The organism is Morganella psychrotolerans, from assembly GCF_001676155.1.
Taxonomy (GTDB): domain Bacteria; phylum Pseudomonadota; class Gammaproteobacteria; order Enterobacterales; family Enterobacteriaceae; genus Morganella; species Morganella psychrotolerans.
This window is the reverse complement of record NZ_LZEW01000001.1, coordinates 1286977-1300240: the sequence shown is the minus strand read 5'-3', so window position 1 is coordinate 1300240 and position 13264 is coordinate 1286977. Positions and strand designations below refer to the sequence as shown.

Annotated in this window: 10 protein-coding genes and 2 pseudogenes; 8 read left to right on the top strand and 4 right to left on the bottom strand. The window is 49.2% G+C overall.

Annotated features, from left to right (window positions below):
• Window positions 1-64: 64 nt before the first annotated feature.
• On the bottom strand, window positions 65-1267 hold the full coding sequence (locus AYY16_RS06315; protein WP_067363487.1) for an acetate kinase: 1203 nt from the start codon (window positions 1265-1267) through the stop codon (window positions 65-67).
• Between the two features lie 368 nt (window positions 1268-1635).
• Here AYY16_RS06315 and yfbV point away from each other — a divergent pair, with 368 nt between their 5' ends.
• The 4 genes from yfbV (at window position 1636) to AYY16_RS06295 (ending at window position 5438) form a co-directional block, all read left to right on the top strand.
• On the top strand, window positions 1636-2091 hold the full coding sequence (gene yfbV / locus AYY16_RS06310) for a terminus macrodomain insulation protein YfbV (RefSeq protein WP_067363484.1): 456 nt from the start codon (window positions 1636-1638) through the stop codon (window positions 2089-2091).
• 193 nt (window positions 2092-2284) lie between these two features.
• Complete coding sequence (locus tag AYY16_RS06305; RefSeq protein ID WP_067363481.1) at window positions 2285-2779, top strand: YfbU family protein; 495 nt, start codon at window positions 2285-2287, stop codon at window positions 2777-2779.
• 43 nt (window positions 2780-2822) lie between these two features.
• Window positions 2823-3491 carry a sugar phosphatase gene (locus tag AYY16_RS06300; protein WP_067363477.1) on the top strand — a complete coding sequence of 223 codons (669 nt, stop codon included), beginning with the start codon at window positions 2823-2825 and terminating at the stop codon, window positions 3489-3491.
• A 117-nt stretch (window positions 3492-3608) separates the two neighbouring features.
• Window positions 3609-5438, top strand: a complete 1830-nt coding sequence (locus AYY16_RS06295) for an SLC13 family permease (protein ID WP_067364805.1) — start codon at window positions 3609-3611, stop codon at window positions 5436-5438.
• On the opposite strand, the gene AYY16_RS06290 is transcribed toward AYY16_RS06295, so the two are convergent.
• From AYY16_RS06290 to AYY16_RS06280, 3 genes and pseudogenes are all read right to left on the bottom strand, one after another.
• Window positions 5421-5672, bottom strand: coding sequence for a hypothetical protein (locus AYY16_RS06290; RefSeq protein ID WP_082970603.1), 252 nt, complete (start codon window positions 5670-5672; stop codon window positions 5421-5423). The two genes, AYY16_RS06295 and AYY16_RS06290, sit on opposite strands and share 18 nt — an antisense overlap.
• Before the next feature lie 148 nt (window positions 5673-5820).
• Window positions 5821-6403, bottom strand: a pseudogene (yfbR, locus tag AYY16_RS06285) (5'-deoxynucleotidase).
• A gap of 196 nt (window positions 6404-6599) precedes the next feature.
• Window positions 6600-7814 (bottom strand): pyridoxal phosphate-dependent aminotransferase, encoded by a 1215-nt coding sequence (locus AYY16_RS06280; RefSeq protein WP_067363474.1) that lies wholly within the window; start codon window positions 7812-7814, stop codon window positions 6600-6602.
• 815 nt (window positions 7815-8629) lie between these two features.
• Here AYY16_RS06280 and hexA point away from each other — a divergent pair.
• The 4 genes and pseudogenes from hexA (at window position 8630) to nuoC (ending at window position 13251) form a co-directional block, all read left to right on the top strand.
• Window positions 8630-9545: pseudogene (gene hexA, locus AYY16_RS06275) on the top strand (transcriptional regulator HexA).
• Between the two features lie 692 nt (window positions 9546-10237).
• A complete protein-coding gene (locus AYY16_RS06270) occupies window positions 10238-10684 on the top strand; it encodes an NADH-quinone oxidoreductase subunit A (RefSeq protein WP_067363471.1) in 447 nt (148 codons plus the stop codon).
• Between the two features lie 18 nt (window positions 10685-10702).
• Window positions 10703-11377 carry a NuoB/complex I 20 kDa subunit family protein gene (locus AYY16_RS06265; protein WP_067363468.1) on the top strand — a complete coding sequence of 225 codons (675 nt, stop codon included), beginning with the start codon at window positions 10703-10705 and terminating at the stop codon, window positions 11375-11377.
• A 77-nt stretch (window positions 11378-11454) separates the two neighbouring features.
• Window positions 11455-13251 carry an NADH-quinone oxidoreductase subunit C/D gene (nuoC, locus tag AYY16_RS06260; RefSeq protein ID WP_067364802.1) on the top strand — a complete coding sequence of 599 codons (1797 nt, stop codon included), beginning with the start codon at window positions 11455-11457 and terminating at the stop codon, window positions 13249-13251.
• Window positions 13252-13264: the final 13 nt, after the last annotated feature.

Here is a 13264-nt window from a genome sequence, read left to right as displayed (position 1 = left end):
CTTATTTTTTCACAATTCGGTGTTCAAAATAAATCCGCCGGCGGGCGCCGGCGGAGAGCAAAGATTATGCAGTCAGACGCGCGGCGTCTTGTGCAATGACTAATTCTTCGTTAGTCGGGATAACCAGTGCGATGCTGCTGTCATCTGTTGTGATCTTACCTGCATTACCGAAACGGGCAGCCAGGTTACGTTCGTGATCCAGTTTAAAGCCGAGCAGAGCCAGTTTATTTAACGTGTGCTCGCGGACCATCGCAGCATTCTCACCGATACCGCCGGTGAAGATGATAGCATCCAGACGACCTTCCATCAGCGTTGCATAGCCGCCCACGTATTTTGCCAGACGGTGACAGAATACATTCATTGCGCGGGTTGCATCAGCTTTTTCACCGTAGTTTTCTTCAACATAACGGCAGTCGCTGGTGACTTCAGTCAGACCCTGCAGACCTGATTCTTTAGTCAGCATAGTATTGATAGCATCAACGCTCATACCCATTGAATCATGCAGATGGAAAATGATAGCCGGGTCGATATCGCCTGAGCGCGTACCCATTACCAGACCTTCCAGCGGAGTCAGACCCATAGAAGTATCAACACATTCACCGTTAACGATAGCAGCAACAGAACCACCGTTACCTAAGTGACAGGTAATGACGTTCAGTTCTTCAACCGGTTTGTTCAGCATTTTAGCGGCTTCACGGCTCACGAAATAGTGGCTTGTACCGTGGAAACCATAGCGGCGGATACCGTGCTCTTTGTACAGGCTGTACGGCAGGGCATACAGATACGCTTCTTCAGGCATAGTCTGATGGAAAGCAGTATCGAAAACGCCGACGTTTTTATCAGCCAGGTGCGGGAACGCTTGAAGCGCTTCTTCAACGCCTAACAGGTTAGCCGGGTTGTGCAACGGAGCAAAAGCAGAACACTCTTCCATTGCTTTGATAACTTCATCAGTGACGATAACAGAGTGAGCAAATTTCTCACCACCGTGAACCAGACGGTGACCGATAGCGCCGATCTGTGCAGACAGCTCAGGTTTGGCACCCATGATATCTTTCACGATGAAACGCAGCGCTTCACTGTGTGCAGCACCTGCGCCCAGTTGTGCTTCGTGTTTAGCACCATCCATTTTCCACTTGATACGTGCTTCCGGCAGGTTAAAACACTCCGCCAGACCCGTCAGATATTCATCACCGGATGTAGGGTCAATGATTGCAAATTTCAGTGAAGAACTACCGCAGTTAAGTACGAGTACCAGCTTACTTGACATGGAATTACCTATAATCGTGTTGTGGATAAGTCTTATGTATTAAGACAGTGGTTAAAACGTAATCTATCTAAGCGTAGCGCATTATTTCAGCGCTGTTCATGATTAACATCATGCAAATTTTATATCAGACGGCAAACATTGTTATAATACGTTGTCTTACATGTTAAAGCGCAAAAAAAAACACATTTTGCCCTTGAAAAAGACGACATCAGACAAAATAATTACTACAGGATTATTTCACCGTGATTAAACGGGCGTAGCATACCCGCAGATGACAGCAAATTCAAAATATACTTAATCCTACAAAAATATTTTGACTGTTTGTAGCCATATTTTAATTATTATGTTTTTTATTGATTGAGGTCATAATGCCTATGAACGCACCGGAAAAGCAGGGCTTATTCCGTTCTCTGCGCCTTGGTCAGCGCTATGCCACACTCTGGCCTGTGGTAAAGCAGCTTGCACCGGTTTTCCCGGAGAACCGTGTCATTAAAGCGACCCGTTTTGGTATCCGTTTTATGCCGCCTGTTGCCGTATTTACCCTGACCTGGCAGATAGCCCTCGGGGGAGCCTTAGGTCCCGCTATTGCAACCGCTCTTTTTGCCTGTTCTCTGCCGCTACAGGGATTATGGTGGTTAGGACGGCGCGCCGCCACTCCGTTGCCTGCCGGTCTGCTGAACTGGTTTCATGAGATCCGCGCTAAATTCAGTGAAGCCGGTATTGCGATTGCCCCTGTGGAAGGAACACCGGACTATATGGCGCTGGCAGAATTACTCAAACGCGCCTTTAAGCAATTGGATAACTCATTTCTGGATGATTTATAAAAATCCGTCATTTCCCGGTCTTTCATTTATTAATCGATTCAGCTATGTGTTTTCAGGCATTTACTGACCGGGGATAAATACCTGTTTAAAATTCCCCGCCGGGATCAAAAAAGGGGTGCATTTCACTATCTTATAGAATTGAGTAATGCGATGATTCCGACATACACCGGATTACCTTTTCAGGAGATACACCATGGAAATGAATAACGCCCAACGCCTTATCCTCTCTAACCAATATAAAATGATGGCAATGATGGATCCGGATAATGCCGAGCGTTACCGCCGCCAGCAGACTATTATTGAACGTGGCTTCGGGTTACAGATGCGCGAATTGGATCGCGATTTCGGTGAATTACCGGAAGATATCTGCCGCCGCGTGATTGATATGATGGAAATGTACCATGCACTGCGTATCTCCTTTGATAACCTGAAAAATGCGGCTGATATTGATGCACGCCGTATCCACTTCTTAGGTTTCGATGCGGCGACTGAAGCCCGCTATTTAAGTTATGTCCGCTTCCTGGTTAATACCGAAGGGCGTTATACGCACTTTGACAGCGGCAGCCACGGTTTTAACTCCCAGACACCAATGTGGGATAAATATGTCCGTATGCTGGGTGCATGGCATGGCTGCCCGCGTCAGTATCACCTGAGCGAAGTGGAAATTAATCAGGTTCTTAACGCCTGATTTTAGCTGACCCCTTACTTTATCCGCATTCTGAGAGGCACAAATGGCATTGACTGCAAAAGGCTTTCTGTTTGATCTGGACGGTACACTGGCAGATTCCCTGCATGTCGTTGAGCGCGCCTGGCTGGCATTTGCCCGCCGGATCGGGGCGGATGAAGAAGACGTGAAGCAGTTTATCCACGGAAAACCGGCGGTGGAGTCTATCCGCCATTTCCTGCCGGATGCGGATAATGCAGAAATTGCCGCACAACTGGCGTGGGTAACAGAGATGGAAATCCGCGAAAGCGGCGAAGTGACAGATTTACCCGGGGCAAAAGCGTTGTTGCTGCGCCTGCAATCTCTTGGTATTCCCTGGGCGATAGTCACTTCCGGTACTGTGGCGATTGCGCGTCCCCGCCATACCGCCGCAGGTCTTGCGGAGCCGGACGCCTGGGTGACCGCAGACAATATCACCCGGGGTAAACCGCATCCGGAGCCTTATCTGCTCGGGGCGGAAAAACTGGGGCTGGCACCGCAGGACTGTTTTGTTTTTGAAGATGCCACCGCCGGGCTGTTATCCGGTCTTGATGCCGGATGTAAAGTCATTGCTGTGCATGTACCACCCGGAACACCGCGTACAGATGAACTGGCGCTGCGGGTGAATTCACTGACGCAATTACAGGTGGATAAAGCAGCGGACGGCTCTGTTACGCTGACCTGCCTGCCGGGCTGAACAATACCCGGCATCAACTCCCGCACGGATGTGTGTGAAAATGCGGGATTGGTACGTTGACAAAAAAACTGTGAGACAGGATGTTGGCTGTCCGGGCATTGACGAAAGAGGTCGTTGGTGAATACGGAACTTGCGTGGGTATTAACCCTGCTTTTTATTGCCATTGTTTTATTTACCACCAACAAAGTCCGGATGGATGTTGTGGCGCTGTTGGTGATCATCGCATTCGTACTCAGTGGTACGCTTACCTTAACTGAAGCCGTTGCCGGCTTTAGTGATCCCAATATTCTGCTGATTGCCGCCCTGTTTGTCATCGGGGAGGGATTAGTGCGCACCGGTGTTGCCTACCAGATGGGCGACTGGCTGGTGCGCGTTGCAGGCTCCGGTGAAACAAAACTGCTGGTTTTCCTGATGGTGAGTGTGGCGGGGCTGGGCGCGTTTATGAGCTCAACCGGTGTGGTCGCTATTTTTATCCCTGTGGTACTGAGTGTTTCTGCCCGCATGAAGATCTCTCCCTCCCGGCTGATGATGCCGCTCGGCTTTGCCGGGCTTATCAGCGGAATGATGACGCTGGTTGCCACGCCACCGAATATGGTCGTGAACAGTCTTCTGGAAACGGAAGGGATCAAAGGTTTTAATTTCTTCTCAATTACCCCGATCGGCATACTGGTTTTACTCGCGGGTGTCGCTTATATGCTGGTTGCCCGGCACTGGCTGGGCAGTAACCAGCCGGAAAAAGCAGGTGATGGCGTGCAGCGCACATTCCGCGACCTTATCCGTGATTACAAACTGAGCGGACGCGCCCGGCGTCTGGCTGTCCGCAACGGCTCACCGCTTATCGGTAAAACACTCGATGAACTTCATCTGCGCACCCGCTACGGTGCCAATATTGTGGGGATCGAGCGTTGGCGGCATTTTCGCCGCGTGATGGTCGGTGCAACCGGAGGTATGGAACTGCGTGACCGCGATGTTCTGCTGATTGATATGTCCGCCGGTGATACAGATTTGCGTGAGTTCTGTGCTGAGCAAATGCTGGAGCCGATGATCCTGCGCGGCGAATATTTCTCGGAGCAGGCACGTAATGTGGGAATGGCGGAAGTCTCCCTGAATCCGGAAAGTGAATTAATCGGAAAAGGTCTGCGCGATATCGGGTTTCGTACCCGTTACGGGCTGAATGTGCTCGGGGTGCGCCGCGAAGGAAAAGCCCTCAGCGGCAATATTGTGGATGAGCCTCTGCAACTGGGGGATATCCTGCTGGTGGTCGGTGACTGGAAACTTATCCGCATACTTGCCACCAAGCGCCGCCACTTTATTGTCCTCAACCTTGCCGCAGAGGTTGAAACAGTGGTTCCGGCAGCGTCACAGGCACCGCATGCCCTGTTTTGTCTTGCTCTGATGGTGGCGATGATGGTGACAAATGAGATCCCGAATTTCATTGCGGCGCTGATAGCCTGCCTGCTGATGGGGAAATTCCGCTGTATTGATATGGAGAGCGCATACCGCAGCATACACTGGCCGAGTATTATTTTGATCGTCGGGATGATGCCGTTTGCCCTGGCATTACAAAAAACCGGCGGGATCACGCTGATAGTTAAAGGGCTGATGGATGTGGCGGGGAACATGGGACCGCATGTGATGCTGACAGCCCTGTTTATATTGTGTGCCACCATCGGGTTGTTTATTTCGAATACGGCGACAGCCGTACTGATGGCACCGATTGCTATTCAGGCGGCGTATGAAATGCAGGTTTCACCGCTGCCGTTTGCGATGGTGGTGGGCGTCGCGGCTTCAGCCGCCTTTATGACACCGGTTTCTTCACCGGTAAATACGCTGATACTCGGTCCCGGGCATTATACATTCAGCGATTTTGTCAAAATCGGGGTGCCGTTTACCTTTGTGGTGATGCTTATCAGTATTGCGGTTATCCCGTTACTGTTCCCGTTCTGACGGAGTTCCCTGATGAAAACGCAACTGCCAATGATCCGGGGTGGTTTCAAACCACAGGGAAGCGCGGTTAGTTGCTTTGATGCATTTTTCTCCGGCAAACTGAAAACTGCGGTAAGTCATCAGTACGCTGTTACTGCTGATCCGCGCACAGTGATAATTTTCTGAATAGATTTGCTGCGCACAGGTGACAGGATTATTCAGTCCGCCTACAGTATCTTTTTTATCTGTTGACACACCCGACTGGCAAAATTCAAAAAAAATCGGTATGTAACAGCGTATTCAGAACAGATTTATCATTGCGGTATAACGGGCGGTGCAATATTTTTTCCTGACGGATAAGCAACCTGAATAAATCTGTTTCATTCATTTCGGGAACTCCGGGTTACTGACTTATCTCATCCAGTGACAGGCTGAATCCCGGGATAAATACCTCGCGAAAATAGTCCATTTCCGGGCTGCTGCGCTCTTCGAGTGTCTTTTCCAGCCGGGCTTTCGCCAGATTGAATTCGGTATTACCGGCACCTATCTCTTCCAGACATTTCAGGTACGCACATAGGGCATCTGCCTGTTTGACAATCGCTGCATCGTCTTCTGAATGTGCATCTTCATCGAGGATCGGGGCAAAATCTGCCTGTAATTCTTCCGGGATCATGGCCAGCAATTTTTTCTGCGCCATGCGCTCAATTTTTTTTGTATTCATGTGCAATCTGCGGATTGTAATACTTAATCGGTGTCGGCAGGTCGCCGGTGATCACTTCACTGGCATCATGATACATCGCCAGCATGGCAATTTTTTCCGGGTTAAGCGAGCCACCGAATTTTCGGTTCTTAATCACAGCAAGTGCGTGCGCGACAAACGCAACCTGAAGGCTGTGCTCTGACACATTTTCCGCGATTACGTTGCGCATCAGCGGCCAGCGGGTGATTAGTTTCAGACGTGAAAGGTGGGCAAAAAAGTAACTCATAAACAGCATTCCTGACAGCAGCATGATAAAAGTGATATTAGTTATTTTGCGATGTTCTTAACCGGATGTATACCCTTATCCATTCAAACTGCAGGTTCGTTGGCCGCACTCAGCCTGCCTGCATCCTGAATGACGTTGGGTATGAATAAAAACGGCCTCCTGTGCGGAAGCCGTTGTACACAAACCTGTAAACAGATTACTGACGGTAGTGGGAGAGAAAACGCCCGAATTTGCTGATAGCCTGCTCCAGCTCATCTTCACGCGGCAGTGTCACAATACGGAAGTGGTTCGGCTCCGGCCAGTTAAAGGCAGTTCCCTGAACCAGCAATACTTTTTCCTGTAACAGCAGGTCGAGGATCATTTTCTGGTCATCGTGGATATTAAAGCGTTTGGCATCAAATTTAGGGAACATATAAAGTGCGCCCATCGGTTTTACGCAGGAGCAGCCCGGGATCTGGTTAATCAGTTCCCATGCTTTGTTACGCTGTTCATACAGACGACCGCCCGGCTGGATAAATTCGTTGATGCTCTGATAGCCGCCGATTGCGGTCTGAATGGCATGCTGCATCGGGACGTTAGCGCACAGACGCATGGATGCAAGCATTTCCAGACCTTCAATATAGCCTTTTGCGTGTTTTTTCGGTCCGTTCAGTACCATCCAGCCCTGACGGAAACCGGCGACACGGTAGGTTTTTGACAGCCCGTTAAAGGTCACAGTCAGTAAATCCGGAGCCATTGCTGCAATAGAATGGTGAACGGCATCGTCATACAGAATTTTGTCGTAAATTTCATCAGCAAAGATAATCAGGTCATTTTGCCGCGCAATTTCGACAATCTCCTGTAACAAATCTTTACTGTAGACAGCCCCGGTCGGGTTATTCGGGTTAATCACCACAATGCCGCGGGTACGCGGGGTGATTTTCTTTTTGATATCGTCGATATCCGGCATCCAGCCCTGTTCTTCGTCACACATATAGTGAACAGCATTACCGCCGGAAAGTGCTACCGCCCCCGTCCACAGCGGGTAATCCGGAGCAGGGACCAGCATTTCGTCGCCGTTGTTCAGCAGCGCCTGCATGGATTGCACAATAAGTTCTGAGACGCCATTGCCGATGTAAACATCTTCAACGGTCATGTCGCGCATGTCGCGTTCCTGATAGAACTGAACAATGGCTTTACGGGCGGAGTACAGACCTTTGGAATCACTGTAGCCCTGTGAGCTCGGCAGGTTGCGGATCACGTCAACCAGAATTTCATCCGGCGCATCAAAACCAAATGGCGCAGGATTTCCGATATTCAGCTTGAGAACTTTCTGGCCTTCCTCTTCGAGACGTTTAGCCTCCTTGAGCACAGGCCCGCGAATGTCATAACAGACATTATCGAGTTTGTCGGATTTTCTTATTATATTCATCTGTTCAGGACCTTAGCGCGTAAATGTTCCCTTATTCATTCAAACTGCAGGTTCGTTAGCGGAACGACGCCTGCCTGCATCTTGAATGACCTTGGGTATAATAGGTGTTTTATCAGGAAAAACCTGTGATAAACCACTGTACTCCTCCCGTCCGGCCTTTTGAAGACGGTAAACAGCTTTTGGTTAAAAACAACAGGTTTCGTTTGGGAAAGGATTAGAAGTAGTTGTTAGTATCGGGTATGTCGGAGTTGTATGTTGGTGTTTGTGATAAATTCAGAGTGTTTCACTATTGGGGGTGGGTCATTCTGGCTTTGTAAAGTTATCTATAGGAAGATCATAATTAGTAAAGTAATACAGTGTTTTTACTAAATGGCCAGCAGTTGTTGAAATTGTATAATCTTTTCTTATATATTAAATACTGATGTAGCTAATGATTAGTAGTATAACTGACATGGTTTGTCTGCATTAGTGGCTTTTCAGAGTATTTGACCTTAAATTTGCCTAAATAAAAGGTTTATATTGCATGTATACTCATAGACAGCATGGGTTTTTAACACTTACAAATTGTTTCATTTCGTAATATTAAGAAAATAATGTTGTAATATACGGAAACATTGTGTGTTTGTATACCGGCAGAGATGGCTTAGTAAACAGTAATCCGGAGGAGGGTTACTCACAGTTACGTAGTTTTGTTAGTGTTAGTTATGTTTTACTCCACCCTGAGGTATAGGGTAATGTCTTCGTTGGCGATGCTTTTTTTCACGCCAATAAACACCAGGTAGTATTAAAAATCAAAATTAGTGAAGAAAAAAAAAATGATAAATTCAAACCGTCCAGTGTTAAATCTTGACCTCGACCTGCTGCGGACCTTTGTTGCAGTGGCCGATCTGAACACATTCGCGGCAGCGGCGGCGGCAGTATGCCGTACCCAGTCAGCTGTCAGTCAGCAAATGCAGCGTCTGGAGCAACTTGTCGGACGCGAACTGTTTGCCCGCCACGGTCGTAATAAACTACTGACCGATCACGGGTTACAACTTTTGGGTTATGCCCGGCAAATTCTGCGGGCAAATGATGATGCAACCGCATCACTGGCCTACAATGATGCAGAAGGGGAGTTACGCATCGGTGCATCCGATGATTCCGTTGACTCACTGCTGCCTTTTTTACTCAACCGGATTGCCTCGGTTTATCCGCGTATGGCGGTTGATGTCCGCATTAAACGCAGCCAGTATATTGAAGGTATGCTGGATAACCATGAAATCGACCTCGCACTGACGACGGCGCGGATTGCTCATCACCCGCGTACCGCATTGCGTACCGCGCCGGTGCTCTGGCACTGTGCGCCTGATTTTCAGTTGCAGGCTAATGAACCTATCCCGTTAGTGGTTATGGATGAAACCAACCCGTTCCGTCACCTGGCAGCAGAAACGCTGGATGAGGCGGGTGTACCATGGCGCGTGGCGTATGAAGCCGCGTCTCTGTCTGCTGTACGTGCAGCGGTCAATGCGGAAGTCGGAATAACGGCACGTCCGCTTGAAATGCAGAATGCGGATCTGCGTATCCTGAGTGTCAGCGAAGGTCTGCCGCGCTTACCGGAGATTCAGTACTGGTTATACCGCAATAGTGATGAACAGAGTGAGTCTGTGCTCACAGTTTACCAGGCGATTGAAAACAAAAAAAACACCGTATGCTGTTACACCGGCTGAAGATGATAAGTCCTCTGCGGAGTAATCATCATCTGACGTGAAACTGACATAATTTGTGACAGTCGGACACGCAGCCGGGGGATATTTTCCCCCGGCTTTTTTGTATGCTCTCTCTGTGGAACTCTTCGCGGAAAACCACATCATGCAAATGTTAACAGCATCACGGCATGTTCTGTTTTTTGATGTGATTTTAAGCGCGGCATCGCAGTTTTGTTTACTTGTTTGTTACAATGTTAACAAAACACACTTTCTGTAATTGCTAAAATTAACAGCTCTGATTACATAACAGAGAAACTTTGTTAAAAACCTGACTAATTTTGTCGGGTTTTACGAAATGAGTAAAAATTAAACATTTGTTAAATAATTTTCCATCAAAGTGTGATTGAGATCAAAAATATTGCCCCTGTTTGCCGATGGAAAGACAGGTTTTTCCTGAGATAATGGAATGGTAAAAGCGATGTATCAGTTAATATAATAAAGTTAATTTTCAATTTAGTTACTTACTGACACGTTTTAGCGATAAAGTCGCACGGCGTGTTAAGTTAATGTGATTTTAATGTGACTAAATTGGAAGGAGCGGGGAACAAAAAAAAACGGGTCAGCCGTTTTTTTTCATCACGATATGTGCTGTGTCCGTCCCGGTATTGTTCCTTTCGTGTGTCGCTGTGGTGCTGTATGCAGGTACGGCAGGCAACACCACCTTTTGATGAGTAAGCAATGAGTATGTCAACAGCCACTGAAGTCCTGGCCCATAACTGGGCATTTGCGGTCTATCTTTTAGGTGCTCTCGGGTTATGTGCATTTATGCTGCTGGGCGCCCGTTATCTCGGCGGCCGCGCCAAAGCCCGTGCAAAACATCTTCCTTACGAATCCGGTATTGATTCTGTCGGCAGTGCAAGACTGCGTATGTCGGCAAAATTTTACCTGGTCGCCATGTTTTTCGTCATCTTCGACGTTGAAGCCTTATATCTGTTCGCCTGGTCTGTTGCTGTCAGAGAAGCGGGCTGGATTGGCTTTATCGAAGCGGCAATCTTTATTTTGGTGTTGTTGGCAGGGCTTTTCTATCTGGCGCGTATTGGTGCGCTGGACTGGACTCCTGCACGCTCCCGCCGTGAGGTGAAACACCCGAGCGTCGTCAGCAAAATCAACAACAATCAACCGTAGTTAATAGTGAGGCACAAGATGGATTATACGCTCACCCGCATCGATCCAAACGGTGAGAATGACCGTTACCCCCTGCAAAAACAAGAGACTACAGGCGATCCGCTGGATCAGCATGTTCACCGCAGCGTGTACATGGGGAAACTCGATCATGCATTACACGACATGGTGAACTGGGGACGCAAAAATTCCCTGTGGCCGTTTAACTTCGGTCTGTCCTGTTGTTATGTCGAAATGGTGACATCCTTTACGGCTGTACATGATGTGGCGCGTTTTGGTGCGGAAGTACTGCGTGCGTCTCCGCGTCAGGCTGATTTTATGGTGGTTGCAGGAACGTGTTTCACCAAAATGGCCCCGGTTATCCAGCGTTTGTATGATCAGATGTTAGAACCGAAATGGGTTATTTCCATGGGCGCCTGTGCAAACTCCGGCGGTATGTATGACATTTATTCTGTCGTGCAGGGCGTTGATAAATTTATCCCGGTTGATGTGTATATCCCGGGCTGCCCGCCGCGTCCTGAAGCCTATATGCAGGCACTGATGCTGTTGCAGGAATCCATCGGAAAAGAGCGCCGCCCTCTGTCGTGGGTGGTGGGTGATCAGGGCGTTTACCGTGCCAATATGCAGTCAGAAAAAGAACGAAAACGCGGTGAACGGATTGCGGTGACAAACCTGCGCTCCCCGGACGAAATTTAAGGCTTTCGGGCCACCGGACACAATCTTGCAATGTGTTGTGTCCATTGAACCCTGAACAACTGTTGTGGTGAAGAATGATGACAGAAGATAATACGCAGACCGGACAGCGTCCCGCGTGGCACACTCATGATTACCTGGATGACCCGGTAGTAGAGGAACTGCGCCGCAAGTTCGGACCTGACGCCTTTACGGTGCAGCCGACACGAACCGGGATGCCGGTTGTCTGGGTGAAGCGTGAACAGCTCACGCAGGTGATGTTTTACCTGAAATCACTGCCGAAACCGTATGTAATGCTGTTCGATTTGCACGGCATGGATGAGCGCCAGCGCACACACCGCGAAGGCTTGCCGGCCGCGGATTATTCCGTTTTCTATCACCTGATCTCCATTGAGCGTAACCGCGACATCATGCTCAAAGTGGCGCTGAGTGAAAACGATTTACACATTCCGACCGTGATCCCCGCTTTCCCGAATGCCAACTGGTATGAGCGCGAAACCTGGGAAATGTTCGGTATTATTATCGATGGTCACCCGAACCTGCGCCGCATCATGATGCCGACGACCTGGGAAGGGCACCCGCTGCGTAAAGATTATCCGGCGCGTGCAACGGAATTTGATCCGTTTGTTCTGACCAAACAGAAAGAAGATCTGGAAATGGAGGCGCTGACCTTCAAACCGGAAGAGTGGGGAATGAAGCGCGGCAATGAGAACGAGGACTTTATGTTCCTGAACCTCGGCCCGAATCACCCGTCTTCTCATGGTGCGTTCCGGATTATCTTACAGCTCGACGGCGAAGAGATTGTCGACTGCGTTCCCGATATCGGCTACCACCACCGTGGTGCGGAAAAAATGGGCGAGCGCCAGTCATGGCACAGTTATATTCCGTACACTGACCGTATCGAGTACCTCGGTGGCTGCGTGAACGAAATGCCGTATGTACTGGCGGTGGAAAAACTTGCCGGTATTGAAGTCCCTGATCGCGTCAATGTTATCCGCGTGATGCTCTCTGAACTGTTCCGCATCAACAGCCATCTGCTGTACATCAGTACCTTTATTCAGGATACCGGGGCGATGACACCGGTCTTCTTTGCGTTTACCGATCGCCAGAAAATCTATGATGTGGTGGAAGCTATCACCGGTTTTCGTATGCATCCGGCGTGGTTCCGGATTGGCGGTGTGGCGCATGACCTGCCGAAAGGCTGGGAGCGTCTGCTGCGTGATTTCCTCGACTGGATGCCGAAACGCCTGGAATCCTATGTTACGGCGGCACTGAAAAACTCCATCCTGAAAGGGCGCTCCATCGGCGTTGCAGCCTATAACGCCAAAGAAGCGCTTGAGTGGGGTGTGACCGGTGCCGGTTTGCGTGCAACCGGTATTGAATTTGACGTGCGCAAGTGGCGTCCGTATTCAGGTTATGAAAACTTTGATTTTGACATCCCGGTGGCCGCCAACGGCGACAGCTATGACCGCGTGATGCTGAAGGTGGAAGAAGTCCGTCAGAGCCTGCGCATTCTGGAACAATGTTATAAAAATATGCCGGAAGGGCCGTTTAAAGCAGATCATCCGCTGACCACGCCGCCGCCGAAAGAGCGCACCCTGCAACACATTGAAACCATGATTAACCATTTCCTCCAGGTGTCATGGGGTCCGGTAATGCCGGCGAATGAATCCTTCCAGATGGTTGAAGCCACCAAAGGGATCAACAGCTATTACCTGACCAGTGACGGCAGCACCATGAGTTACCGTACCCGTATCCGTACACCAAGTTATGCCCATTTGCAGCAGATCCCGTCAGTGATCAGCGGCAGTCTGGTGTCTGACCTGATTGTGTACCTCGGGAGTATCGATTTCGTAATGTCGGATGTGGATCGCTGATTATGCAAGAACT

Coding starts and splice junctions, on each gene's coding strand:
- AYY16_RS06305 (WP_067363481.1), top strand. CDS start 2,285: ATGGAAATGAATAACGCCCAACGCCTTATCCTCTCTAACCAATATAAA.
- AYY16_RS06315 (WP_067363487.1), bottom strand. CDS start 1,267: ATGTCAAGTAAGCTGGTACTCGTACTTAACTGCGGTAGTTCTTCACTG.
- nuoC (WP_067364802.1), top strand. CDS start 11,455: ATGACAGAAGATAATACGCAGACCGGACAGCGTCCCGCGTGGCACACT.
- AYY16_RS06300 (WP_067363477.1), top strand. CDS start 2,823: ATGGCATTGACTGCAAAAGGCTTTCTGTTTGATCTGGACGGTACACTG.
- AYY16_RS06265 (WP_067363468.1), top strand. CDS start 10,703: ATGGATTATACGCTCACCCGCATCGATCCAAACGGTGAGAATGACCGT.
- yfbV (WP_067363484.1), top strand. CDS start 1,636: ATGCCTATGAACGCACCGGAAAAGCAGGGCTTATTCCGTTCTCTGCGC.
- AYY16_RS06270 (WP_067363471.1), top strand. CDS start 10,238: ATGAGTATGTCAACAGCCACTGAAGTCCTGGCCCATAACTGGGCATTT.
- AYY16_RS06280 (WP_067363474.1), bottom strand. CDS start 7,814: ATGAATATAATAAGAAAATCCGACAAACTCGATAATGTCTGTTATGAC.